The following is a 22,859-nucleotide window of genomic DNA, read 5'->3' as shown; positions in this document are numbered from 1 at the left end:
TGAGACCAGGCGAAGGGGGAGCGGCTGGGAAACCTAGGATGAGGGCATGCTCTCGACGACTGACCTGCGTGGCACCGCCCTGTCGGTGACCGAGCTCCGTGCCGCCCTGCCGCGCGCCGAGTACGACGTGGAGGCCGCCCTCCACGCCGTCACGCCGATCATCGACGACGTCGCCGAGCGTGGTGCCGAGGCGCTGCTCGACCTCGCCGAGCGCTTCGACGGCGTGCGGCCCACCCGGCTCCGGGTGCCGGCCGAGGTCCTGACGCTGGCCCTCGACCAGCTCGACCCGGACGTCCGGCGCGCCCTGGAGATCTCGATCGAGCGGGCGCGGCTCGTCCACGCGGACCAGACCCGGACCGACCGGACGACCCAGGTGACCCGCGGCGGCACCGTCACCGAGCGTTGGGTGCCCGTGGACCGGGTGGGCCTCTACGTGCCCGGCGGCCTGGCCGTCTACCCGTCCTCCGTCGTCATGAACGTCGTCCCGGCCCAGATCGCCGGGGTCGGCTCGCTCGCCGTCGCCAGCCCTCCGCAGCGGGAGAACCAGGGTGAGCTCGCGGGCTACCCGCACCCGACCATCCTCGCGGCGTGCGCGCTCCTCGGTGTCGACGAGGTCTACGCGATGGGCGGGGCCCAGGCGGTCGCCGCCTTCGCCCACGGCTTCGACGACACGACCGCGGCGACCGGCGAGGGCGAGACCCCCCGCTGCGAGCCGGTCAGCCTCGTCACCGGCCCGGGCAACGTCTTCGTCGCCGCCGCCAAGCGCAAGCTCAAGGGGCTCATCGGGATCGACGCCGAGGCCGGGCCGACCGAGATCGCCGTGCTCGCCGACGCGAGCGCCGACCCCGACCTCGTCGCCGCCGACCTCATCAGCCAGGCCGAGCACGACCCGCTCGCCGCCTCCGTGCTCGTCACCGACAGCGTCGAGCTCGCCGAGGCCGTCGATGCCGCGGTCGCCCGCCGCGCGGCCGCGACCAAGCACTCGGAGCGGGTCGTCACGGCGCTCACCGGACCGCAGTCGGGCACCGTCCTCGTCGACGACGTCGACGCGGGGCTGGCGGTCGTCAACGCGTACGCGGCCGAGCACCTCGAGGTCATCACCGAGGACGCCCCCGGCGTCGCCGCGCGGGTGCGCAACGCCGGCGCGATCTTCGTCGGGCCCTACAGCCCGGTCTCGCTCGGCGACTACGCCGCCGGCAGCAACCACGTCCTGCCCACCGGTGGGTGCGCGTGCCACAGCAGCGGGCTGTCCGTGCAGTCCTTCCTGCGCGGCATCCACGTCGTGGAGTACGACGAGGCCGCGCTCGCCGAGATCGGTCCGCACGTCGTCACGCTCGCGCAGGCCGAGGACCTCCCGGCCCACGGCGAGGCGGTCACCGCGCGCACCGGCGAGGGTGCGTCATGACGGCCGACGAGCGCGCGCCGCTGGCCGACGGCGAGCAGGTGCGCGCCGCCCTTCGCCCCGACCTGCGAGGACGCACCGCCTACGGGGCCCCCCAGCTCGACGTCGCCGTCCAGCTCAACACCAACGAGAGCAGCTACCCCGTGCCCCCCGAGGTCGTCGCCGACGTCCTCGACCGGCTCGGCCGCGACCTCGTCGGGCTCAACCGCTACCCAGACCGCGAGTTCACCGGGCTGCGCCAGGCCCTCGTCGACTACCTCGCGCTCCAGTCAGGGGTGAGCCTGCGACCCGAGCAGCTGTGGGCCGGCAACGGCAGCAACGAGGTGCTCCAGCACCTCGTTCAGGCCTTCGGGGGGCAGGGGCGCACCGCGCTCGGCTTCACCCCCGCCTACTCGATGCACCCGATCATCGTCGAGACCCTCGGCACCCGCTGGGTCGACGGGCAGCGCGACGCGCAGACCTTCGACCTCGAGATCGGCTCGGCCGTCGAGCAGGCCCGGGCGGCCGACCCGGACCTCGTCTTCCTGTGCTCGCCGAACAACCCGACCGGCACGGCCCTGCCCTTCGAGTCGATCGAGGCCGTGCTCGCCGCCGCGCCCCGCGCGATCGTCGTCGTCGACGAGGCCTACGCGGAGTTCGCCCGACCGGGCACACCAAGTGCGCTCGAGCTCCTCGAGGACCACGAGCGTCTCGTCGTCACCCGGACGATGAGCAAGGCCTTCACCCTCGCCGGCGCGCGCCTCGGCTACCTCGCCGCGCACCCGGCGCTCGTCGACGCGCTCCGTCTCGTCCGGCTGCCCTACCACCTCTCCACGCCGACCCAGACGATCGCCGAGGTCTCTCTCGCGCACGCCGAGCAGCTGCTCTCCACGGTCGAAGCGATCAAGGGGCAACGCGACCGGCTCGTCACAGAGCTCGCTGCCATGGGGCTGCGCCCGGTCCCCAGCGACGCGAACTTCGTCCTCTTCGGGGGCCTCGCCGACGCGCCCACGACCTGGCAGGCTCTCCTCGAAGCGGGCATCCTCGTCCGCGACGTCGGGATCCCGCACCACCTCCGCGTCACCGCCGGCACGCCGGAGGAGGCCACCGCCTTCCTCACCGCCATGGCCGAGCTGCTCCCCGAGCACCTCCAGAGCCAGCCCCACCGCAGCACCGCACCACGACAAGGAGCCACGACGTGACCACGAGCGAGCAGACGAGCGCCGCGGCGACCGGCCGGACCGCGACCATCCGCCGGGCGACCTCGGAGAGCTCGATCGAGCTGACGATCAACCTCGACGGCACCGGGCGCAGCTCGGTCGAGACGGGCGTGCGCTTCTACGACCACATGCTCCACTCGCTGGCGAAGCACAGCCTCATCGACATCGACGTCCGGGCGACCGGCGACATCGACGTCGACGCCCACCACACGGTCGAGGACGTCGCGATCTGCCTCGGCGACGCGCTGCGCGAGGCGCTCGGTGACAAGTCCGGCATCTCTCGTTTCGGCGACGCCACCGTGCCGCTCGACGAGGCGCTCGTCCACGCGGTCGTCGACGTCGCGGGGCGCCCCTACGTGGTCCACACCGGCGAGCCCGCCGGGCAGGAGTACGTCATCATCGGCGGCAGCTACGTCGGGTCGCTGACCCGGCACGTCTTCGAGTCGCTCGCGCACCACGCGGGCATCGCCCTGCACGTACGCGTCCTCTCGGGCCGCGACCCGCACCACATCGTCGAGGCTCAGTTCAAGGCCGTCGCCCGCGCCCTGCGCGCGGCCGTGGCCCAGGACCCCCGCGTCGTCGGCATCCCGAGCGCCAAGGGCGCGCTGTAAGCCTGGCCGCGTGACCGCCCTCGTCCTCGTCCCCGTCCCGGCCGCGTCAGCGATGACGTGGGTCCGGCGCGGCGTCGTCGCGTGCCACGTCGCCGAGGAGCAGGGGTGGACGCTCGTGACGAGCGCGGACGGACGCGCCGCCGCCGCCGAGCCGTACGACGACCCGACGACCGTCCTGCTCGCCCGGCCGGTCGGCCCACGCTCCGCACCGTCCATCGGGGTCGGTGTCGTCGGTGACCGGGCGGTCGTCGTGACCCAGGCGTCGGGCTGGCGCACCATCCGGCGCTGGACGGTCCGCCCCCGCACCGGGCCCGTCGCCCGGACCAGCCTGCCGCACCTGAGACCGGGGGACCTCACCCCCTTCGCCCCCGGTGTCGGCTCCCGCGAGGTCACCGACCTCCTCGAAGAGCGCACCCTCCCGGCCCACGAGTGGCTCGCCACCCTGCTCGAGACCCTGCGGCTGCCGGGGGCCGACGTCGTCCGCGGTGAGCACCCGCCCGGCCCCGTCGTCGAGCCAGACGCCCGCTCTCTCACCGCGTTCGCCCGAGTCGTCGAGGATGGTCGCCCATGAAGCCCGATGTCGTCGTCCTCGACTACGGCAGCGGCAACGTCCGCTCCGTCGTCCGCGCCCTCGAGCACGTCGGGGCCGCGGTCGAGCTGACCTTCGACCTCGACCGTGCCGAGGCCGCGGCCGGCCTGCTCGTCCCTGGCGTCGGGAACTTCCACGCCTGCATCGCGGGGCTCCTCGCGGCCGGGGGCGAAGGGGTGATCGCTCGCCGTCGCACCCGCCAGGCCCCGGTCCTCGGGATCTGCGTCGGGATGCAGGTGCTCTTCGAGGGCAGCGACGAGCCCGCTGCCACCCCGCTCGGCGGGCTGTCGGTCTGGCCCGGCTCGGTGCACCGCATCGACGCAGAGGTCGTCCCGCACATGGGCTGGACCCCCGTCGCCGCGGGCGCCGGCAGCGCGCTGCTGGAGGGACTCGACGGCGAGCGCTTCTACTTCGTCCACTCCTACGCCGCGACCGACGTCGCGGCGCTCTGTGCCGCGCCCGGACCGCCCGTCGTCACGACGGCCGAGCACGGTCACCCCTTCGTCGCGGCCGTCGAGGACGGCCCGTTGTCCGCCACGCAGTTCCACCCCGAGAAGTCCGGGGACGCGGGACTGCACCTCCTGAAGAACTGGGTGAGCTCACTGTGACCACGACCGACACCACCGCCGAGACCGGCGCGCCCTCGCTCGAGCTGCTGCCGGCCGTCGACGTCTCCGAGGGGCGGGCCGTCCAGCTCGTCCAGGGGATCGCCGGCTCCGGGGGGCAGTTCGGCGACCCCGTCGAGGCCGCGCTGGCCTGGCAGGAGCAGGGCTCGCGGTGGCTGCACCTCGTCGACCTCGACGCCGCCTTCGGGCGGGGGAGCAACGCCGAGCTCCTCGCCGAGATCGTCGGCCGGCTCGACATCGACGTCGAGATGAGCGGCGGCATCCGCGACGAGGAGAGCCTGCAGCGCGCCCTGGCCGCCGGCTGCCGACGGGTCAACCTCGGCACCGCGGCGCTCGAGCACCCCGAGTGGACGGCCCGGGCCATCGCTGAGCACGGCGACCGGATCGCCGTCGGGCTCGACGTCCGCGGCACGACGCTGGCGGCCCGCGGGTGGACGAGCGAGGGCGGAGACCTGTGGGAGACCCTCGCGCGCCTCGACTCCGAGGGCTGCGCCCGCTACGTCGTCACCGACGTCGCCAAGGACGGCATGCTCCAGGGGCCGAACCTCCAGCTGCTGCGCGACGTGTGCGCCGCCACCGACCGGCCCGTCGTGGCCTCGGGCGGGGTCACCACGCGTGACGACGTCGTCGCCCTGCGCGAGCTCGTCCCCGAGGGCGTCGAGGGCGCGATCATCGGCTCTGCCCTCTACCAGGGCACGCTCACCCTCGCCGATGCCATCGACGCGGCCGGCCCCCAGTGACCGCCCCCGGCGGCCCGACCGACTCCGCGGGCGTCCCGTGGGGAGGGCGCACCCTGCCGCACGGCGGCTTCGAGGGTGATGACGGCAGCCGGCCCCAGGCCCTGACCCGGGCCCTGGCCGACGGCGGCGACCGCGAGCTCGTCGAGGCCCTGCGGGGCACCCGGCTGCTCGTCCCGGTGGCCGCGGTCGCGGCCGAGACCGGCGAAGGGGTGGCCGGGCTGACCGCCGAGAAGGAGACCGACATGGCGGTCGTCCTGCTCGACAACCCCGACGGGCGGACGGCGCTGCCGGCCTTCTCCTCGATGGAGGACCTCGCGGCCTTCGACGCCTCGCTGCGGCCGGTCCCGGTGACGGCAGAGCGGGCCGCCGAGGCGGCCATCAGCGAGCAGGCGCACCTCATCGTCCTCGACTGCGCGAGCGAGCACGCCGTCGAGGTCCGGCCCAGCATGCTCTGGGCGCTCGTCCAGCGTCAGCCGTGGCTGCCCCCGCACGAGGACCCCTTCGTCGCCCAGGCGCTCGACGGTGCCGTCGCCGGCATCGACGAGGTCACCGGCCACGGGGTGGCGGCGGGCACCGAGGCCGGCGAGCTCGTCGTCGAGCTCGAGATCGTGCCCGGCCTGGGCCAGGAGCAGCTCCAGTCGGTCGTGCAACGGGTGGGCGAGCGGCTGGCCGGCGACGGGGAGCTGCGGGCGCGGATCGACGCACTGACCTTCCGCGTGCGCTGACGGGTGCGACGGCGGCTGCACCGACCTCGATTGGTGGCGGCGGGCACGCCGCTGCTACTGTTGCTGCCGACCGGCTGCGTCCCGAGCGCAGCGCAAGAGGAGCCTCACCGCTTCCACCCGTGTCGGCGATGCAGTACCGACCGTCCGGGTTCTCAGGTCGTGACCGTCCTGGTCACCTCGTCCCTCGTGGGCGACGTGCTCTGGCGTTCGCGTTCTCCGGTGGGCTCTTCGCATGGCGAGGGGCCCTTCGCCATGTCGGCCCGAGAATGAACGACCGAAGGAGCTTCACATCAGCGAGCCTCGCATCAACGACCGCATCCGAGTCCCCGAGGTGCGGCTTGTCGGCCCCAACGGGGAGCAGGTCGGGATCGTCCGCGTCGAGGACGCGCTCCGGCTGGCAGCCGAGGCCGACCTCGACCTCGTCGAGGTGGCCCCGATGGCCAAGCCCCCCGTGGCCAAGCTCATGGACTTCGGCAAGTACAAGTACGAAGCGGCCATGAAGGCGCGCGAAGCGCGCAAGAACCAGGTCAACACGATCATCAAGGAGATCAAGCTCCGACCGAAGATCGACGCGCACGACTACGGCACCAAGAAGGGCCACGTCGAGCGCTTCCTCTCGGCCGGCGACAAGGTCAAGGTGACGATCATGTTCCGCGGCCGCGAGCAGTCGCGCCCGGAGCTCGGCTTCCGGCTCCTGCAGCGCCTCGCCGAGGACGTCGCCGAGCTCGGCTTCGTCGAGTCGGCGCCGAAGCAGGACGGCCGCAACATGATCATGGTCCTCGGCCCGACGAAGAAGAAGTCCGAGGCCAAGGCCGCGGAGCGTCGTCGCAAGGACCAGGACGCACAGGTCAAGGCCGAGGCGCAGCAGGAGGCCGAGGCCCCCGCCGCCGAGGCCCCCGCTGCCGAGACCACGGAGCAGCCGGCCGAGCAGGCCGTCGAGACCCAGGCCTGACCTCGACCCACCCGGGTCGACCACGAACCAGCAGAGCAGAGCAGCAAGGAGACGGCGACATGCCGAAGAACAAGACGCACAGCGGTGCCAAGAAGCGCTTCCGGGTCACCGGCTCGGGCAAGATCATGCGCCAGCGGGCCAACCACGTGCACAAGTTCCACGAGAAGACCCCGCAGCACGCCCGCCGTCTCGCGAACGACGTCGAGCTCAACCCCGCAGACACCAAGAAGGTCAAGCGCCTCCTCGGCCGCTGACCCGCTGATACGTAGAAACACGAACGAAGGAGTACTCACGTGGCACGCGTGAAGCGGGCAGTCAACGCCCACAAGAAGCGTCGGGTCGTCCTCGAGCGCGCCAGCGGTTACCGCGGCCAGCGCTCGCGGCTGTACCGGAAGGCCAAGGAGCAGGTCACCCACTCGCTCGGCTACAGCTACCGGGACCGCCGGCAGAAGAAGGGCGACTTCCGCCGCCTGTGGATCCAGCGGATCAACGCCGGCGCCCGCGCCAACGGCATGACCTACAACCGCTTCATCCAGGGGCTGCGCGCCGCTGAGATCGAGGTGGACCGCCGGATGCTCGCCGAGCTCGCGGTCAACGACGAGGCGGCCTTCGCGGCGCTCGTCGAGATCGCCAAGGCGAACGTCCCGGCGCAGTCCGAGAAGGCCGACGCCTGATCGCACCCCAGCACCGACGGGAGAGCCCCGTGCTGACCAACCCGAGCTCTGATCGGGTCAAGGCGGTACGCGGGCTCTCCCGTCGTTCTGCGCGCCGGCGCACCGGTCGGCTCCTCGTCGAGGGACCGCAGGGCGTGCGTGAGGCGGTGGCCTTCGCACCCCGCTCGGTCATCGATCTCTACGTGACGCCCGAGGCGGCGCAGCGGTACGCCGACGTCGTCGAGCAGACCCGCGACGCGGGGCGCTTCGTGCACCTCACCTCGCCCGAGGTGCTCGACGCGATGTGCGACGCGGAGCACCCGCAGGGGATGGCGGCGGTCGTCGAGTGGTCGCCGGCCGATCTCGAAGGGGTTCTGGCCGTCGGTCCGCGGACCCTCGTCTTCCTCACCAACGTCCGCGACCCGGGCAACCTCGGCACGGTGATCCGCGGCGCGGACGCCGCGGGCGCCGACGCGGTCCTCGTGTCGGCGGAGTCGGTGGACGTCACGTCGCCGAAGGTGATCCGCTCGACGGTCGGCTCGCTGTGGCACGTCCCGGTCGTCACGGGGCTGGACGTCCCGTCCACCCTCGCGCGCCTGGCGGCAGCCGGCGTGACGACCTACGCGGCCGACGGATCGGGGGAGCGCACCGTCGACGAGGTCGACCGGTCCGGGTCGCACGCCTGGGTCATGGGCAACGAGGCCTGGGGGCTGCCAGAGGATCTGCTCGGGGCCTGCGACGAGGCGGTGCGGGTGCCGATCTTCGGTCACGCGGAGTCGCTCAACCTCGCGATGGCCGCGACACTCTGCCTCTACGCGTCGACGCGGGCCTGAGCGCTCGCGCAGGCGGGGCACGTGCCCCAGTAGATGACCTCGGCCTCGTCGATGGCGAATCCGTGGTCGTCGGCGGCCTCGAGGCAGGGGGCGGCGCCGGGTGCGCACTCCACGTCGAGCATCTCGCCGCAGGTACGGCACACGAGGTGATGGTGGTTGTCGCCGAGCTCGAGCTCGTAGCGGGCCGGGTGGCCCGCCGGCTCGAAACGTCGCACCAGCCCGGCCTGGCCGAGCGCGGCGAGGACGTCGTAGACGGTCTGCGTACTCACCGAGCCGAGGCGTCCGCGGGCACCACGGGTGATGCTGTCGACGTCGGCGTGCGGGTTGGCCGAGAGCTCACCGAGCACCGCGATGCGCGGCGCGGTGACGCGCAACGCGCGCTCCCGCAGCACGGCTGCGGCAGCATCGGGGTCGAGGATCGTCGGCACCAGAACAGAATCCCACGCTTTCTGGAATCGATCAAGACAACGCGCGCGGGGCCCGGGCGAAACCGGCGTGAGGCGCGGCCCGGGGAGTACCTAGACTGACCGGTGTGTCCGGACCCAACACCAGCTACGACCCTGTCGAGGTCGCCGCGCTCGACCCGGCCGCCGTCGAGGAGGCCGTCGAGGCCGCTCTGACGGCGCTCGCCTCGGCGACAACCCTCGAGGACCTCAAGGCGCTCCGCCCCCAGCACCAGGGGGACAAGAGCCCGCTCGCCCTCGCCAACCGCGAGATCGGCGCGCTGCCCCCGAGCGCGAAGGCCGAGGCCGGCAAGCGCGTCGGCCAGGCGCGCGGCCGGGTCAGCCAGGCCTTCGCCGCGCGGCAGGCCGAGCTCGAGGCCGAGCGCGACGAGCGGATCCTCGTCGAGGAGGCGGTCGACGTCACCCGTCCCGTGGGTCGGCGTCCGCTCGGTCGCCGTCACCCCATCGAGCTGATGTCGGAGCGGATCGCCGACCTCTTCGTCGGGATGGGCTGGGAGATCGCGGAGGGGCCCGAGCTCGAGGCGGAGTGGTTCAACTTCGACGCGCTGAACTTCGACGGCGACCACCCGGCCCGCCAGATGCAGGACACCTTCTACGTCGAGCCGGCCGACGGCGGGCTCGTCATGCGCACGCATACCTCGCCGGTCCAGGCGCGCTCGATGCTCGAGCGCGGCGTGCCGATCTACGTCGCCGCGATCGGCCGGGTCTTCCGCACCGACGAGCTCGACGCGACGCACATGCCGGCGTTCCACCAGGTCGAGGGCCTCGCCGTCGACGAGGGCATCACGATGGCGCACCTCAAGGGCACCCTCGACCGGCTCGCCACCGAGCTCTTCGGCGAAGGGATCACCACGCGCCTTCGCCCGTCGTTCTTCCCCTTCACCGAGCCGAGCGCCGAGATGGACCTGCGCTGCTTCGTCTGTCGCGGCGAGGACGCCTCGTGCCGGACCTGCAAGGGCACCGGATGGATCGAGTGGGGCGGCTGCGGCATGGTGAACCGCAACGTCCTGAGCGCCGTCGGGGTTGACCCCGACCGCTACACCGGCTTCGCCTTCGGCATGGGCATCGACCGGGCGCTGATGTTCCGCACCGGGGTGTCGGACATGCGCGACATGATCGAGGGAGACGTGCGCTTCGACGCGCAGTTCGGGATGGAGATCTGATGCGGGTACCTGTCGACTGGCTGCGCGAGTACGTCGCGGTCCCCGCCGAGGCCGACGGCGCCCAGATCGCCGCCGACCTCGTGCGTGTCGGCCTCGAGGAGGAGGGGCTCTACACCGGCGACATCACCGGCCCCCTCGTCGTCGGCCGTGTCCTCGAGAAGACGCCCGAGGAGCAGAAGAACGGCAAGGTCATCAACTGGTGCCGGGTCGACGTCGGCGACTCCAACGGCACCGGTGAGCCCCAGGGGATCGTCTGCGGCGCGCACAACTTCGACGCCGGCGACCTCGTCGTCGTCATCCTCCCCGGCGGTGTCCTGCCCGGAGGCTTCGAGATCTCCGCGCGCAAGACCTACGGGCACGTGTCCGCGGGGATGATCTGCTCGGTCCTCGAGCTCGGCATCGGTGACGACCACGACGGCATCCTCGTGCTCAGCGACCGCCCGGACGCGCACTCGCTCACCCCCGGCCAGGACGCGATCCCGCTCCTCGGCCTGGACCGCGAGACCGTCGAGGTCAACGTGACTCCCGACCGCGGCTACTGCTTCAGCGTGCGTGGCGTCGCCCGCGAGTACTCGCACGCGACCGGGGCCACCCTCACGGACCCGGTGCTCGCCCTCACCGAGCGCGCCCCGGCCCCCAACGACTCCGGTCACGAGGTCGTCCTCGCCGACGACGCTCCCATCCGGGGTCGTCAGGGCTGCACGCGTTACGTCGCCCGGGTCGTCCGCGGCATCGACGTCACGGCGCCGACCCCGTCGTGGATGGCGACCCGTCTGGCCGAGGCGGGCATGCGCCCGATCTCGCTGCCGGTCGACGTGACGAACTACGTCATGCTCGGGCTCGGCCAGCCGCTGCACGCCTTCGACGCCGCGACCCTCCAGGGACCGATCGTCGTGCGCCGGGCCCGCGCGGGCGAGACGACGACCACCCTCGACGGCGCGAGGCGCACCCTGGCCGAGGATGACCTGCTCATCACCGAGGGCGGCGAGCGCGTGCTCGCCATCGCGGGCGTCATGGGTGGCGAGGACTCCGAGGTCACGGACGCGACGACCGACGTGCTCATCGAGGCGGCGCACTTCGACGCCGTGTCGATCGCCCGCTCGGCCCGTCGTCACAAGCTGCCCTCCGAGGCGTCCAAGCGCTTCGAGCGCGGGGTCGACCCGCTGCTCGCGCCGGCCGCGGCGCAGCTCGCCGTCGAGCTCCTCGTCGAGCACGGCGGAGGCACGGTCGATGACGGCGTGACCGACGTCGGCACCTGGGTGCCCCCCGAGCCGATCGCCATGCCGGTCGGCATGCCCTCGCGCATCGTCGGTGTCGACTACCCGGCCGAGACCGTCGAACGCGTCCTCACCGAGATCGGCTGCGCCGTCGAGCGCTCGAGCGAGGACCAGGACGTGCTCCTCGTCCGGCCGCCGAGCTGGCGGCCCGACCTGCGCACCGGCGAGGACCTCACCGAGGAGGTCGCCCGCATCGTCGGCTACGACGAGATCCCCTCGGTCCTCCCGACGCCACCCGGCGGCTCTGGGCTGACCCACGCCCAGCGGGTCCGCCGCCTCCTCGCCGATGTCCTCGCTGCCCGTGGGCTGAGCGAGGTGTGGTCCCCTCCCTTCGTCGGCGACGCCCAGCACGCCGCACTCGGTCTCGACCCGGCAGCCGAGGCCGCACGCACCGTGCGGATCGCCAACCCGCTCTCCGACGAGCAGCCGCTGCTGCGCACCCGGCTCCTCACGACGCTCGTCGACGACGTGCGCCGCAACGTCGCGCGCGGCGCCGGCGACGTGGCGCTCTTCGAGACCGGGCTCGTCGTCCAGCTCGAGGGCGAGCAGCGCCCCGCGCCGACGGTCGACGTCGGCGTGCACCCGGGCCAGGACGTGCTCGCGGCGATCCACGCCGCCGTCCCCGCGCAGCCGCGCCACATCGCCTTCGTCCTCGCCGGAGACCGCGACCGCGGCGGGTGGTGGGGGAGCGGCCGGCGCGCCGACCTCGGTGACGCGCTCGAGCTCGCGCTCGGGCTCGGCGAGGCGCTCGCCCTGACCCTCGTCCCGGCCCGGGACGACGTCATGCCGTACCACCCTGGCCGCTGCGCCGCGCTCTCGCTCGCGGACGGCACCCTCGTCGGCCACGTCGGCGAGCTGCACCCCAAGGTCGTCGCCGCGCTCGGCCTGCCCGAGCGCGCGGTGGCCGGCGAGCTCGACCTCGACGTGCTCGTCGCGGCGAGCGGCGCACCGGTCCAGGCGCGGGGCCTCTCGAGCTATCCGGTGGCCCGCACCGACGTCGCCCTCGTCGTCGACGCCGACGTCCCGGCGACACGGGTCGAGTCCGCCCTGCGCGCCGGGGCCGGCGAGAGCCTCGAATCGGTCTCGCTCTTCGACGTCTACGACGGGGACCAGATCGGTGAGGGCAAGGTCTCGCTGGCCTACCGGCTGACCTTCCGGGCCGAGGACCGCACCCTCAAGACCGAGGAGGTCAGCGGGTTGCGTGACGAGGCCGTCGCCGCGGCCGAGCGCGAGGTCGGCGCGATCCAGCGCTGACCTGTCTGCATAACTTCAACAGATAGCGTATATTCATACATCGTGATCACTGCAGCAGTCGCCGGGGCCAGCGGGTACGCCGGGGCCGAGATCGTCCGACTCCTCCTGGGCCACCCGAAGGTCGAGGTCGGTGCGCTGACGGCCGCCGGCAACGCCGGCACCCGGTTCGGTGACCTCGCGCCGCACCTCACCCCCCTTGCCGACCGGGTCCTCGAGCCGACGACCGCCGAGGTCCTCGCCGGCCACGACGTCGTCTTCCTCGCCCTCCCGCACGGCCACTCTGCGGCGATCGCCGCGGCGCTGCCCGAGAGCACCGTCGTCGTCGACTGCGGCGCCGACTTCCGGCTCCGCGACGAGGCCGACTGGACGACCTACTACGACACCCCCTTCGCCGGCACGTGGCCGTACGGCATGCCCGAGCTCGTCGGTCACGACGGGGCGAAGGGGCGGACCCACCTCGCCGGGGCACGTCGGGTCGCGGTCCCCGGCTGCTACCCGACGGCGGTGAGCCTCGCCCTGGCACCCGGTCTGGCCGCCGGTGTGGCGCTGCCGGACGACGTCGTCGTCGTTGCCGCGTCCGGCACGTCCGGCGCCGGCCGCTCGGTCAAGCCGCACCTCCTCGGCTCCGAGGTCATGGGCGCGATGTCTCCGTACGGTGTCGGCGGGGTCCACCGGCACACCCCGGAGATCGAGCAGAACCTCTCGCTCGCTGCGGGATCGCCCGCCTCGGTCTCCTTCACCCCGACCCTGGCGCCCATGCCCCGAGGCATCCTCGCGACGGTCACCGCGAAGGTCGCCCCCGGTGCCGACGCGGCAGCGGTCCGGCAGGCCTGGGTCGACGCCTACGCCGACGAGCCGTGCGTCCACCTGCTGCCGGAGGGCAGCTGGCCGCGCACCGGTGACGTCGTCGGCAGCAACCTCGTCCACGTCCAGGTGACTCTCGACGAGCGCGTCGGCCGGGTCGTCGCGGTCGCCGCGGTCGACAACCTCACCAAGGGGACGGCCGGCGCCGCGGTGCAGGCGATGAACCTCGCGCTCGGCCTCCCGGAGACCACCGGACTCCCGCTCGCAGGGGTCGCCCCGTGAGCCGCATGCCCCTGCACCTCATGCAGCACCCGGACGAGCTCGTCGTCGCGCGCCTCGCGCCGGGGGAGGAGCCCAGCTGGGACGTCGGGGGCGGGGTCTTCTGCTCGGTGACCCGCACGACCCACGAGACCTCGATCATCTGCGACGCGCACCTCGTCCCCGAGACCGTGCGCAGCGCGGGTCCCTACGTGCCCTTCGAGGTCGCCGGGCCCCTGGACTTCGAGCTCGTGGGTGTCATGCACGAGATCCTCAGCCCGGTCGTCGCCTCGCGGATCAGCGTGCTGTCGATGTCGACCTTCGACACCGACTGGGCGCTCGTCCCCGTCGACCGCATCGACGAGGCCGCGGGTGCCTGGCGCAGGGCCGGATTCATCGTCACGCCCACCTCGCTGTCGGCCTGGCAGCCACCCACGGAGGACTCATGAGCACCACCACGCCCGCAGGGTTCCGCGCCGCCGGCGTCGCCGCCGGTCTCAAGGCGAGCGGTCGGCCGGACGTCGCGGTCGTCGTCAACGACGGCCCCGACCACCACGCGGCGGCCGTCTTCACCTCCAACCGGGTCGAGGCCGCGCCCGTGACGTGGTCCCGGCAGGTCGTCACCGACGGGCGCGCCGACGCCGTCGTCCTCAACTCCGGCGGCGCCAACGCCTGCACCGGGCCCCAGGGCTTCGCCGACACGCACCGCACGGCCGAGCACGCCGCCGAGGTCCTCGGCGTCTCCGCGGGCGACGTCGTCGTCTGCTCAACCGGGCTCATCGGCGAGCTGCTGCCGATGGACCGCCTGCTTGCCGGGGTCGACGCCGCCACCGCCGACCTCAGCGGCGACGGTGGCCTCGCCGCGGCCGAGGCGATCATGACGACAGACACCGTGAGCAAGACCGCCGTCGCCGACCGCGACGGCTGGAGCGTCGGCGGCATGGCCAAGGGCGCGGGCATGCTCGCCCCCGCGCTGGCGACGATGCTCGTGGTCGTCACCACGGACGCGGTGACCTCCGCGGCCGACCTCGACGCGGCCCTCCGGGAGGCGACGCGGACGACCTTCGACCGGATCGACTCCGACGGCTGCCAGTCGACGAACGACACCGTCCTCGCCATGGCCTCCGGCGCGAGCGGCGTCACCGTCGACCGCGCCGATCTCACCGAGGCGATCCGCGAGGTCTGCGCCGACCTGGCCCGCGCGCTCATCGCCGACGCCGAGGGGGCGAAGCACGAGATCGCCATCACCGTCGTCGGTGCCGCGAGCGAGGACGACGGCCTCGAGGTCGCCCGCTCGATCGCGCGCAACAACCTCTTCAAGTGCGCCGTCTTCGGCGAGGACCCGAACTGGGGCCGCGTGCTCGCGGCCGTCGGGACGACGGGCGCAGCCTTCGAGCCGCACGCGCTCGACGTGGCGATGAACGGCGTGCAGGTCTGCCGTGCCGGTGGCGTCGGCGAGGACCGCTCGCTCGTCAGCCTCGCCGGACGTGAGGTGAGCGTCGTCGTCGATCTCCACGCCGGCGAGCGCGAGGTGACGGTCTGGACCAACGACCTCACCCACGACTACGTCCACGAGAACTCCGCCTACTCCACCTGAGCGAGACATGATGACCCCAGCCGCCACCCCTTCGCCCGACAGCTCGCAGACCCTGCGCGGCGCGATCGACGCCGCCGCCCTGCGGGTGGCCCGGGGCAAGGCCCAGACCCTCGTCGAGGCGCTGCCGTGGCTCGAGCGCTTCCGCGGTGCGCTCGTCGTCGTCAAGTACGGCGGCAACGCGATGACCGACGACGCGCTGAAGAAGGCCTTCGCCGAGGACGTCGTCTTCCTGCGCTACGCCGGCCTTCGCCCCGTCGTCGTCCACGGCGGCGGCCCGCAGATCGCCGCGATGCTCGACCGGCTCGGTCTCGAGAGCGAGTTCCAGGGCGGGCTGCGCGTCACGACCCCGGAGGTCATGGACGTCGTGCGCATGGTGCTCATGGGCCAGGTCGGGCGCGAGCTCGTCGGGCTGCTCAACCAGCACGGACCCGTCGCCGTCGGCCTCTCCGGCGAGGACGCCGGGCTCTTCGGCGCCCGCCGCCGCGGGGTCGAGGTCGACGGGGAGCACGTCGACATCGGGCTCGTCGGTGACGTCGAGCGGGTCGACCCCTCTGCCGTGCAGGACATCCTCGACGCAGGACGCATCCCCGTCGTCTCGACGATCGCCCCCGACCTCGACGCCGACGGTCAGGTGCTCAACGTCAACGCGGACACCGCCGCTGCGGCGCTCGCCGTCGCCCTCAAGGCGCACAAGCTCGTCGTGCTCACCGACGTCGAGGGCATCTACGCCGACTGGCCCGACCGCTCCAGCCTGCTCAGCCGGCTCTCCGTCGCCGGTGCCACGCAGCTCCTGAAGCGGGTCGACAGCGGGATGATCCCCAAGCTCGAGGCGTGCATCCGCGCCGTCGAGGGGGGAGTGCCGCAGGCCCACGTCGTCGACGGGCGGCAGCCGCACTCGATGCTGCTCGAGATCTTCACCAAGGAGGGCATCGGCACGATGCTCGTCCCGGACGGCACCGAGGCGGCGGCCGAGGCCGACGAGGCGCTCGTCGCGGGGAGCCCGTCATGACGGCGACCGGCACCCCGCAGGCCGAGTGGCTCGAGCGCTACTCCGGGAGCCTGCTCGGCGTCTTCGGCACGCCGAGCATCGTCATCGAGCGCGGCGAGGGCAGCTACGTCTGGGACGTCGAGGGGCGGCGTTACCTCGATCTCGTCTCGGGCATCGCGGTCAACGCGCTCGGTCACGGCCACCCCGAGCTCGTCGCGGCGATCAGCAAGCAGGCCGGCGAGCTCGTCCACGTCTCGAACTTCTTCACCACCGCCGCCCAGGTCCGCGCGGCCGAGCGGATCCTCGAGGTCGCGCAGGCCCCGTCGGGCTCGGCGGTCTTCTTCACCAACAGCGGGACCGAGTCGGTCGAGGCCGCGATCAAGCTCTCCCGCCGCACCGGCCGCAGCCGGATCGTCGCGCTCGAGGGCGCCTTCCACGGGCGCAGCACCGGTGCGCTCGCGCTGACCCACAAGGCGGCCTACCGGGAGCCCTTCGAGCCGCTCATCCCCGACGTCGTGCACATCCCGGCCGGCGACCTCGACGCGCTGCACGAGCACGTCGACGAGCGCACGGCGATGCTCGTCCTCGAGCCGGTCCAGGGCGAGGCGGGCGTCCTCCCGCTCGACGCCGAGTACCTCCGGGCCGCCCGGGCGCGCACGGGCGAGGTCGGTGCGCTGCTCGTCGTCGACGAGATCCAGACCGGCATCGCCCGGACCGGGTCGTGGTTCGCCCACCAGCCGAGCGGCATCGTGCCGGACGCGATGACCCTGGCGAAGGGGCTGGGTGGCGGCGTGCCGATCGGAGCCCTCGTCACCTTCGGTCCCGAGGTCACGTCCCTGCTCACCGCCGGCCAGCACGGCTCGACCTTCGGCGGCAACCCGCTGGCGTGCGCGAGCGCCCTCGCCGTCCTCGACACCATCGGGTCCGCCGGCCTCGTCGGTGCGGCGACAGCGCTCGGCGAGCACTTCGCCCGGTCGGTCGCAGCCCTCGACCACCCGGCTCTCGGCGAGGTCCGCGGTCTCGGCCTGCTGCGCGCCATCCCCCTGCGCGGGGTCACCTCGGCCGATGTCGTCACCGCCGCCCGGGCGCAGGGCTTCATCGTCAACCCGGTCGCACCCGACGCCATCCGGCTCGCGCCGCCCCTGACGATCACCGCTGCCGAGCTCGACTCCTTCGTCGACGCGCTGCCCGCCATCCTCGACGCAGCCACGCCGACCCCGACCTCGCCCGAGGAGACCCCGTGACCCGCCACTTCCTCGCCGACGACGACCTCACCCCGGCCGAGCAGGCCGCGGTCCTCGACCGGGCGGCCGCGCTCAAGGCGGCCCGTCACTCCGAGCGTCCGCTCGAGGGCCCGCAGGCGGTCGCGATCATCTTCGACAAGCCCACCCTGCGCACCCAGCTCTCCTTCACGACCGGCGTCGCCGAGCTCGGCGGCTACCCGATGGTCGTCGACGGCAAGCTCGCCCAGATCGGCACCCGCGAGTCGGTGGCCGACGTCGCCCGGGTCATCGGCCGCCAGGTCTCCGCCGTCGTCTGGCGCACCCACGGGCAGGACCGTCTCGAGGAGATGGCCGCGCACGCGGGGGTGCCGGTCGTCAACGCGCTCACCGACGACTACCACCCGTGCCAGCTGCTCGCCGACCTGCTGACGATCCGCGAGCACCGGGGCGCCCTCGCCGGGCTGACCCTCGCGTACGTCGGCGACGGAGCCAACAACATGGCCCACTCCTACCTCCTCGCCGGGGCGAGCGCCGGCATGCACGTGCGCATCGGCACCCCCGCGAGCCACCAGCCCCGACCCGACGTCCTCGAGCGCGCCGGGCGCATCGCCGGTCAGACCGGCGGCTCCGTCCTCGTCCAGGACTCCGCCCCGGCCGTCGTCGACGGCGCGGACGTCGTCGCGACCGACACCTGGGTCTCCATGGGGCAGGAGGGGGAGGCCGACGACCGCAAGGGCGAGGAGTCCCCCTTCGTCCCGTACGCGCTGACGGCCGAGCTCCTCGCCCAGGCCGCCCCGGACGCGCTCGTGCTGCACTGCCTGCCCGCCTACCGCGGCTACGAGATCGCCGCCGAGGTCATCGACGGACCGCAGTCGGTCGTGTGGGACGAGGCGGAGAACAGGCTGCACGCGCAGAAGGCGGTCCTCGCCTTCCTCCTCGAGGAGAGTGCGTGATCGTCGCCAGCCGGCAGGGCCGGCAGGCCCGCATCGCCGAGCTCCTCGGCGCGCACGCGGTGCGCTCGCAGGCCGAGCTGCTCGCCCTCCTCGCCGAGGACGGCATCTCGGTCACCCAGGCCACCCTGAGCCGTGACCTCATCGACCTGCGGGCCGAGCGGGTCCGGGTCGGCCGCACCCTGGTCTACGCCGTCCCGGGCGAAGGGGGCGACCGCACGCCTCGTCCGGCGGTGGCCGCCGACGAGCTCGACGACCGGCTGCGCCGGCTGTGCGAGGAGCTGCTCGTCACCGCCGAGAGCAGCGCCCAGCTCGTCGTGGTGCGCACCCCGCCGGGGGCGGCGGGCTACCTCGCGTCGGCCGTCGACCACGCCCGCATCCCCGAGGTCGTCGGCACCATCGCCGGCGACGACACGATCATGATCATCACCCCGGGCGAGGAGGCGGCGACCGAGCTCGTCAGCCGCCTGCTCGCCCTGAGCACGTCGACCGAGGAGGACGCGTGAGCGCCCAGGACCAGACCCCCCAGCCCACCGAGCGGATCAGCCTGTGGGGTGGCCGCTTCGCCGGCGGTCCCAGCGATGCGCTTGCCGCGCTGAGCAAGTCGACGCACTTCGACTGGCGGCTCGCCCCGTACGACATCGCCGGCTCACGGGCCCACACCCGTGTGCTGCACGCCGCGGGCCTGCTCGACGACGCGACCCGCGACACCATGCTCGACGGCCTCGACCGGCTCCTCGCGGACGTCGAGTCGGGGGTCTTCGCCCCGGCCGAGGACGACGAGGACGTGCACACGGCCCTCGAGCGTGGCCTCATCGAGCGGGCGGGCGCCGACGTCGGCGGCCGGATCCGGGCCGGCCGGTCGCGCAACGACCAGGTCGCCACCCTCTTCCGCATGTACCTGCGTGACCACGCGCGGATCGTCGGCGAGCACCTGCTTGCCGTCGTCGGGGCGCTCCTCGACCAGGCGGCGGCCCACCCGGACGCCGCGATGCCCGGCCGTACGCACCTCCAGCACGCGCAGCCCGTGCTGCTCGCGCACCACCTGCTCGCGCACGCGTGGCCGCTGCTGCGCGACGTCGAGCGGCTGCGCGACTGGGACGCCCGGACCTCGCTCTCGCCGTACGGCTCCGGTGCGCTCGCCGGCTCGAGCCTCGGCCTCGACCCCGAGGCGGTCGCCGCCGACCTCGGTTTCGCCGGCGCTGTGGAGAACTCCATCGACGGGACCGCCTCACGCGACTTCGTCGCCGAGCTCGCCTTCGTCTGCGCGATGGCCGCGGTCGACATCTCGCGCCTCTCTGAGGAGGTCATCCTCTGGGCGACCAAGGAGTTCGCCTTCGTCACGCTCGACGACAGCTACTCGACCGGGTCGAGCATCATGCCGCAGAAGAAGAACCCTGATGTCGCCGAGCTCGCGCGCGGCAAGGCGGGCCGGCTCATCGGGGACCTCGCCGGGCTGCTCGCGACGCTCAAGGCACTGCCGCTCGCGTACAACCGCGACCTCCAGGAGGACAAGGAGCCGGTCTTCGACGCCGTCGACACCCTCGAGCTCGTCCTCCCGGCGGTCGGGGGCATGGTCGCGACCCTGCGCTTCCACACCGACCGGATGGCCTCGTTGGCCCCGCAGGGCTTCAGCCTCGCGACCGACGTCGCCGAGTGGCTCGTCCGCGAAGGGGTGCCCTTCCGGGTCGCGCACGAGGTCGCTGGTGCCTGCGTCAAGGTGTGCGAGGAGCGGGGCATCGAGCTGTGGGACCTCTCCGACGAGGACCTCGTCGGCATCTCCGAGCACCTCACGCCGGGAGTGCGGGACGTCCTGTCCGTCGAGGGCTCCCTGGCCTCCCGTGACGCGAAGGGCGGGACCGCGCCGGTCCGCGTCGCCGAGCAGCTCGATGCGGCCCGGGCCCGTCACGCCGAGCTGGGGGAGTGGGCGGCGACCCGCATCGTCGCCCGCTGACGTGGACCTCGACGCGCTCGTCCCCCTCGAGCGGGAGCACTTCGACCGTGACCCGGTCGAGGTGGCCCCCGACCTCCTCGGCGCGCTGCTGCGCGTCGACGACGTCGTCGTCCGGCTCACCGAGGTCGAGGCCTACCGCGGCGAGGGGGAGGATCCCGGCTCGCACTCCTTCCGCGGACGCACCCCACGGGTGGAGTCCATGTGGGGTGAGCCGGGGCACCTGTACTGCTACTTCACCTACGGGATGCACTGGTGCTGCAACCTCGTCTGCTGGCCCCCCGGCCGCTCCGGAGCCGTCCTGCTCCGTGCGGGCGAGGTGGTCGCCGGGCACGGCACCGTCGCGGCCCGCAGGGCCGGGATCGCCGAGCGTGACTGGACCCGGGGACCTGCGCGGCTGGCCAAGAGCCTGGCGCTGGCCGGCCGCGACGACGGGGCCGACGCCGTGACGCCGGGTGGTCGTGCCCGCGTCTACGAAGGGGTGACGCCACCCCCTTCGTCCATCCGCTCGGGACCTCGGGTCGGGGTGAGCGGACCCGGTGGCGACGGCGACGCCTACCCGTGGCGGTTCTGGGTCGAGGGGGAGCCGAGCGTCTCGGTCTACCGACCGGGTCGCGTCCGGCCCCGGTGACCGTGGCACGCTTGGCATCGTCGCCCACCGGCGGCACGACAGCGAAGGGAAGCCCGACATCGTGACCGACATCCTCGACGAGCTCCAGTGGCGCGGCCTCGTGGCCCAGACCACCGACGAGCAGGCCCTGCGCCAGGCCCTCGCCGACGGGCCGATCACGCTGTACTGCGGCTTCGACCCGACGGCGCCCTCGCTGCACTTCGGCAACCTCGTCCAGCTCATCCTGCTGCGGCACCTGCAGCGCGCCGGTCACCAGGTCATCGGCCTCGTCGGCGGCTCGACCGGCCTCATCGGAGACCCCCGGCCGACGAGCGAGCGGGTGCTCAAGACCAAGGAGGAGACGGCCGCCGACGTCGAGAAGATCGCCGTCCAGGTGCGCCGCATCCTCGCGACCGACGAGGCGGACGGGACGGTGCGGGCACCGATCTTCGTCAACAACCTCGACTGGACCGCGCCGATCTCGGCGCTGGACTTCCTGCGCGACTACGGCAAGCACTTCCGGGTCAACCAGATGATCAAGAAGGACGCGGTCGCCGCCCGGCTCGAGTCCGAGCAGGGGATCAGCTTCACCGAGTTCAGCTACCAGATCCTCCAGGCGCTCGACTACCTCCACCTCTACCGCGAGCACGGCTGCACGCTGCAGACCGGCGCCCAGGACCAGTGGGGCAACATCACGGCCGGCACCGACCTCATCCACCGGGTCGACGGGGGCAGCGCCCACGCCCTGACTACCCCGCTCATCACGGACTCGCAGGGGCGCAAGTTCGGCAAGTCCGAGGGCAACGCCGTCTGGCTCGACCCGACGATGACGAGCCCGTACGCCTTCTACCAGTACTGGCTCAACGTCGAGGACGCCTCGGTCGTCGCCCTGCTCAAGATCTTCACCGACAGGGGGCGCGAGGAGATCGCCGAGCTCGAGCGGCAGGTCGCCGAGGAGCCCTTCCGGCGGAGCGCCCAACGCGCGCTCGCCGAGGACGTCACGACGCTCGTCCACGGGCGGGCGGCGACCGACCAGGTGGTGGCGGCATCTGCCGCGCTCTTCGGCAAGGGCGACCTCGGCACGCTCGAGGCCCAGACGCTCGCCGACGCCACCGCGGAGCTGCCCGGGGGAGAGGTGCCCGTCGGCGCCAGCGTCGTCGACGCCCTCGTCGCCTCCGGTCTCGTCGGCTCGCGCAACGCCGCTCGCCGGGCGATCTCGGACGGCGCCGCATCGGTCAACGGGCAGAAGGTCACCGACCCCGAGCGAGTGCTCGAGGACTCGGACTTCCTGCACGGCCAGGTGGCCGTGCTGCGCCGGGGCAGGAAGAACCTCGCCGCGGTACGCCCCACCACGAGCTGAGCCCAACGCCCTTGTGCCACCTGCCGATCGGCCCCCAGAACCCCGAGAGCTCGGGCATCTAGGGGCCGATTTGGTTTCTGCGCCGGAGGTGCTCTACTGTTCTCGATGTCAGCCCGAGAGGGAGGAACGGACACCAAGCGGCAGCCCTTGCAGGGTTGCACCAAGCAGGCCGGTCCCGCGAGCTGATCAACCACCGAGCACGACCCCAACAGCCTAGTGCTGCACCGGGAACGCGAGTTTGGAGCAAGCCGCAAGGCCTGCTACGGTTGCCCAGCAACACCAGCCCCGAGGAGCTGAGCGCGAGAGCGAGCAGCGAGTTGGAAGCCGGCCGGAAGGCCTGCTACGGTTGGCAAGCACCGCAGAGATCCAAGCGCGATCAAGCCGGCCGCTCCGAGAGCGGATCACGGATTTGACCGCCCAAGCATGGAAGCGGTAACCTGAAGAAGTTGCCCCAAAACGGAGTGCGGAAGCACGACGGGATGGTGCGCGTCCGAACCTTGAGAACTCAACAGCGTGTCAAAAATCGATGCCAATAACCTCGTCGAGGGCATCACGAAGGCCGGCACCAGCCGTCCGGAGCGATGCTCATCAACGAAAATCCTTTGGTTGACAACGATCATCTAGCAGAAT

25 protein-coding genes are annotated in these 22,859 nt (G+C 72.9%); 23 read left to right on the top strand and 2 right to left on the bottom strand.

From position 1 onward, the window contains the following. Positions 1–46: 46 nt before the first annotated feature. From hisD to JNO54_RS10645, 11 genes are all read left to right on the top strand, one after another. Positions 47–1,405 (top strand): histidinol dehydrogenase, encoded by a 1,359-nt coding sequence (hisD, locus tag JNO54_RS10695; RefSeq protein WP_204143890.1) that lies wholly within the window; start codon positions 47–49, stop codon positions 1,403–1,405. Next, positions 1,402–2,583, top strand: coding sequence for a histidinol-phosphate transaminase (locus tag JNO54_RS10690; protein WP_204143889.1), 1,182 nt, complete (start codon positions 1,402–1,404; stop codon positions 2,581–2,583). Before hisD ends, JNO54_RS10690 begins: the two co-directional genes overlap by 4 nt. Beyond that, on the top strand, positions 2,580–3,212 hold the full coding sequence (hisB, locus tag JNO54_RS10685) for an imidazoleglycerol-phosphate dehydratase HisB (RefSeq protein WP_204143888.1): 633 nt from the start codon (positions 2,580–2,582) through the stop codon (positions 3,210–3,212). The genes JNO54_RS10690 and hisB overlap by 4 nt, the downstream gene beginning before the upstream one ends. 10 nt (positions 3,213–3,222) lie before the next feature. Further along, positions 3,223–3,783, top strand: a complete 561-nt coding sequence (locus JNO54_RS10680; protein WP_204143887.1) for a hypothetical protein — start codon at positions 3,223–3,225, stop codon at positions 3,781–3,783. Further along, on the top strand, positions 3,780–4,409 hold the full coding sequence (hisH, locus tag JNO54_RS10675) for an imidazole glycerol phosphate synthase subunit HisH (RefSeq protein WP_204143886.1): 630 nt from the start codon (positions 3,780–3,782) through the stop codon (positions 4,407–4,409). The genes JNO54_RS10680 and hisH overlap by 4 nt, the downstream gene beginning before the upstream one ends. Beyond that, the gene (priA, locus tag JNO54_RS10670; protein ID WP_204143885.1) at positions 4,406–5,167 is read left to right on the top strand and encodes a bifunctional 1-(5-phosphoribosyl)-5-((5-phosphoribosylamino)methylideneamino)imidazole-4-carboxamide isomerase/phosphoribosylanthranilate isomerase PriA; all 762 of its coding nucleotides are present in this window, start codon (positions 4,406–4,408) and stop codon (positions 5,165–5,167) included. Before hisH ends, priA begins: the two co-directional genes overlap by 4 nt. Further along, entirely contained in the window at positions 5,164–5,892 is a 729-nt protein-coding gene (locus JNO54_RS10665; RefSeq protein ID WP_204143884.1) for an SseB family protein, read from the top strand. The genes priA and JNO54_RS10665 overlap by 4 nt, the downstream gene beginning before the upstream one ends. A 232-nt stretch (positions 5,893–6,124) precedes the next feature. Next, complete coding sequence (gene infC / locus JNO54_RS10660; protein WP_204143883.1) at positions 6,125–6,844, top strand: translation initiation factor IF-3; 720 nt, start codon at positions 6,125–6,127, stop codon at positions 6,842–6,844. Positions 6,845–6,903: 59 nt separating this feature from the next. Further along, entirely contained in the window at positions 6,904–7,098 is a 195-nt protein-coding gene (gene rpmI, locus JNO54_RS10655) for a 50S ribosomal protein L35 (RefSeq protein ID WP_204143882.1), read from the top strand. A 39-nt stretch (positions 7,099–7,137) separates the two neighbouring features. Next, entirely contained in the window at positions 7,138–7,518 is a 381-nt protein-coding gene (gene rplT, locus JNO54_RS10650) for a 50S ribosomal protein L20 (RefSeq protein WP_204143881.1), read from the top strand. Between the two features lie 29 nt (positions 7,519–7,547). Beyond that, complete coding sequence (locus JNO54_RS10645; RefSeq protein ID WP_204143880.1) at positions 7,548–8,330, top strand: TrmH family RNA methyltransferase; 783 nt, start codon at positions 7,548–7,550, stop codon at positions 8,328–8,330. Here JNO54_RS10645 and JNO54_RS10640 read toward each other — a convergent pair. Continuing rightward, a complete protein-coding gene (locus tag JNO54_RS10640; protein WP_204143879.1) occupies positions 8,309–8,758 on the bottom strand; it encodes a Fur family transcriptional regulator in 450 nt (149 codons plus the stop codon). The genes JNO54_RS10645 and JNO54_RS10640 overlap by 22 nt on opposite strands. A 104-nt stretch (positions 8,759–8,862) precedes the next feature. Between JNO54_RS10640 and pheS the strand changes: the two genes are divergently transcribed. The 12 genes from pheS to tyrS all read left to right on the top strand — a co-directional run bounded on the left by pheS (position 8,863) and on the right by tyrS (position 22,229). Continuing rightward, the gene (gene pheS, locus JNO54_RS10635; RefSeq protein ID WP_204143878.1) at positions 8,863–9,957 is read left to right on the top strand and encodes a phenylalanine--tRNA ligase subunit alpha; all 1,095 of its coding nucleotides are present in this window, start codon (positions 8,863–8,865) and stop codon (positions 9,955–9,957) included. Beyond that, positions 9,957–12,488 carry a phenylalanine--tRNA ligase subunit beta gene (pheT, locus tag JNO54_RS10630; protein ID WP_204143877.1) on the top strand — a complete coding sequence of 844 codons (2,532 nt, stop codon included), beginning with the start codon at positions 9,957–9,959 and terminating at the stop codon, positions 12,486–12,488. The genes pheS and pheT overlap by 1 nt, the downstream gene beginning before the upstream one ends. Positions 12,489–12,530: 42 nt before the next feature. After that, on the top strand, positions 12,531–13,574 hold the full coding sequence (argC, locus tag JNO54_RS10625; protein WP_204143876.1) for an N-acetyl-gamma-glutamyl-phosphate reductase: 1,044 nt from the start codon (positions 12,531–12,533) through the stop codon (positions 13,572–13,574). 5 nt (positions 13,575–13,579) lie between these two features. Further along, positions 13,580–13,999, top strand: a complete 420-nt coding sequence (locus tag JNO54_RS10620) for an ACT domain-containing protein (protein ID WP_204144670.1) — start codon at positions 13,580–13,582, stop codon at positions 13,997–13,999. Continuing rightward, positions 13,996–15,147 (top strand): bifunctional glutamate N-acetyltransferase/amino-acid acetyltransferase ArgJ, encoded by a 1,152-nt coding sequence (gene argJ, locus JNO54_RS10615; protein WP_204143875.1) that lies wholly within the window; start codon positions 13,996–13,998, stop codon positions 15,145–15,147. Before JNO54_RS10620 ends, argJ begins: the two co-directional genes overlap by 4 nt. A 10-nt stretch (positions 15,148–15,157) precedes the next feature. After that, a complete protein-coding gene (gene argB, locus JNO54_RS10610) occupies positions 15,158–16,156 on the top strand; it encodes an acetylglutamate kinase (RefSeq protein ID WP_204143874.1) in 999 nt (332 codons plus the stop codon). Continuing rightward, positions 16,153–17,379 (top strand): acetylornithine transaminase, encoded by a 1,227-nt coding sequence (locus JNO54_RS10605; RefSeq protein ID WP_204143873.1) that lies wholly within the window; start codon positions 16,153–16,155, stop codon positions 17,377–17,379. The genes argB and JNO54_RS10605 overlap by 4 nt, the downstream gene beginning before the upstream one ends. Then, positions 17,376–18,311, top strand: coding sequence for an ornithine carbamoyltransferase (gene argF, locus JNO54_RS10600; protein WP_204143872.1), 936 nt, complete (start codon positions 17,376–17,378; stop codon positions 18,309–18,311). Before JNO54_RS10605 ends, argF begins: the two co-directional genes overlap by 4 nt. Then, positions 18,308–18,814 carry an arginine repressor gene (locus JNO54_RS10595; RefSeq protein WP_204143871.1) on the top strand — a complete coding sequence of 169 codons (507 nt, stop codon included), beginning with the start codon at positions 18,308–18,310 and terminating at the stop codon, positions 18,812–18,814. The genes argF and JNO54_RS10595 overlap by 4 nt, the downstream gene beginning before the upstream one ends. Then, positions 18,811–20,262, top strand: coding sequence for an argininosuccinate lyase (gene argH / locus JNO54_RS10590; protein WP_204143870.1), 1,452 nt, complete (start codon positions 18,811–18,813; stop codon positions 20,260–20,262). The genes JNO54_RS10595 and argH overlap by 4 nt, the downstream gene beginning before the upstream one ends. Before the next feature lies 1 nt (position 20,263). After that, positions 20,264–20,890, top strand: a complete 627-nt coding sequence (locus JNO54_RS10585) for a DNA-3-methyladenine glycosylase (protein WP_307818169.1) — start codon at positions 20,264–20,266, stop codon at positions 20,888–20,890. A 61-nt stretch (positions 20,891–20,951) separates the two neighbouring features. Beyond that, positions 20,952–22,229, top strand: a complete 1,278-nt coding sequence (gene tyrS / locus JNO54_RS10580; RefSeq protein WP_204143868.1) for a tyrosine--tRNA ligase — start codon at positions 20,952–20,954, stop codon at positions 22,227–22,229. 401 nt (positions 22,230–22,630) lie between these two features. Here tyrS and JNO54_RS10575 read toward each other — a convergent pair whose 3' ends face one another. Next, positions 22,631–22,849: a hypothetical protein gene (locus tag JNO54_RS10575; RefSeq protein ID WP_204143867.1), complete on the bottom strand. Its 219-nt coding sequence runs from the start codon at positions 22,847–22,849 to the stop codon at positions 22,631–22,633. Between the last annotated feature and the right edge of the window lie 10 nt (positions 22,850–22,859).

It is taken from the genome of Janibacter endophyticus, from assembly GCF_016888335.1.
GTDB classification, from domain to species: domain Bacteria; phylum Actinomycetota; class Actinomycetes; order Actinomycetales; family Dermatophilaceae; genus Marihabitans; species Marihabitans endophyticum.
Note: the sequence above shows the minus strand (reverse complement) of the source record. Positions and strands in the feature narration are given on the sequence as shown.

Coding starts and splice junctions, on each gene's coding strand:
- hisD (WP_204143890.1), top strand. CDS start 47: ATGCTCTCGACGACTGACCTGCGTGGCACCGCCCTGTCGGTGACCGAG.
- JNO54_RS10690 (WP_204143889.1), top strand. CDS start 1,402: ATGACGGCCGACGAGCGCGCGCCGCTGGCCGACGGCGAGCAGGTGCGC.
- hisH (WP_204143886.1), top strand. CDS start 3,780: ATGAAGCCCGATGTCGTCGTCCTCGACTACGGCAGCGGCAACGTCCGC.
- infC (WP_204143883.1), top strand. CDS start 6,125: ATGGCGAGGGGCCCTTCGCCATGTCGGCCCGAGAATGAACGACCGAAG.
- rpmI (WP_204143882.1), top strand. CDS start 6,904: ATGCCGAAGAACAAGACGCACAGCGGTGCCAAGAAGCGCTTCCGGGTC.
- pheT (WP_204143877.1), top strand. CDS start 9,957: ATGCGGGTACCTGTCGACTGGCTGCGCGAGTACGTCGCGGTCCCCGCC.
- JNO54_RS10620 (WP_204144670.1), top strand. CDS start 13,580: ATGCCCCTGCACCTCATGCAGCACCCGGACGAGCTCGTCGTCGCGCGC.
- argJ (WP_204143875.1), top strand. CDS start 13,996: ATGAGCACCACCACGCCCGCAGGGTTCCGCGCCGCCGGCGTCGCCGCC.
- argB (WP_204143874.1), top strand. CDS start 15,158: ATGACCCCAGCCGCCACCCCTTCGCCCGACAGCTCGCAGACCCTGCGC.
- JNO54_RS10605 (WP_204143873.1), top strand. CDS start 16,153: ATGACGGCGACCGGCACCCCGCAGGCCGAGTGGCTCGAGCGCTACTCC.
- JNO54_RS10575 (WP_204143867.1), bottom strand. CDS start 22,849: ATGATCGTTGTCAACCAAAGGATTTTCGTTGATGAGCATCGCTCCGGA.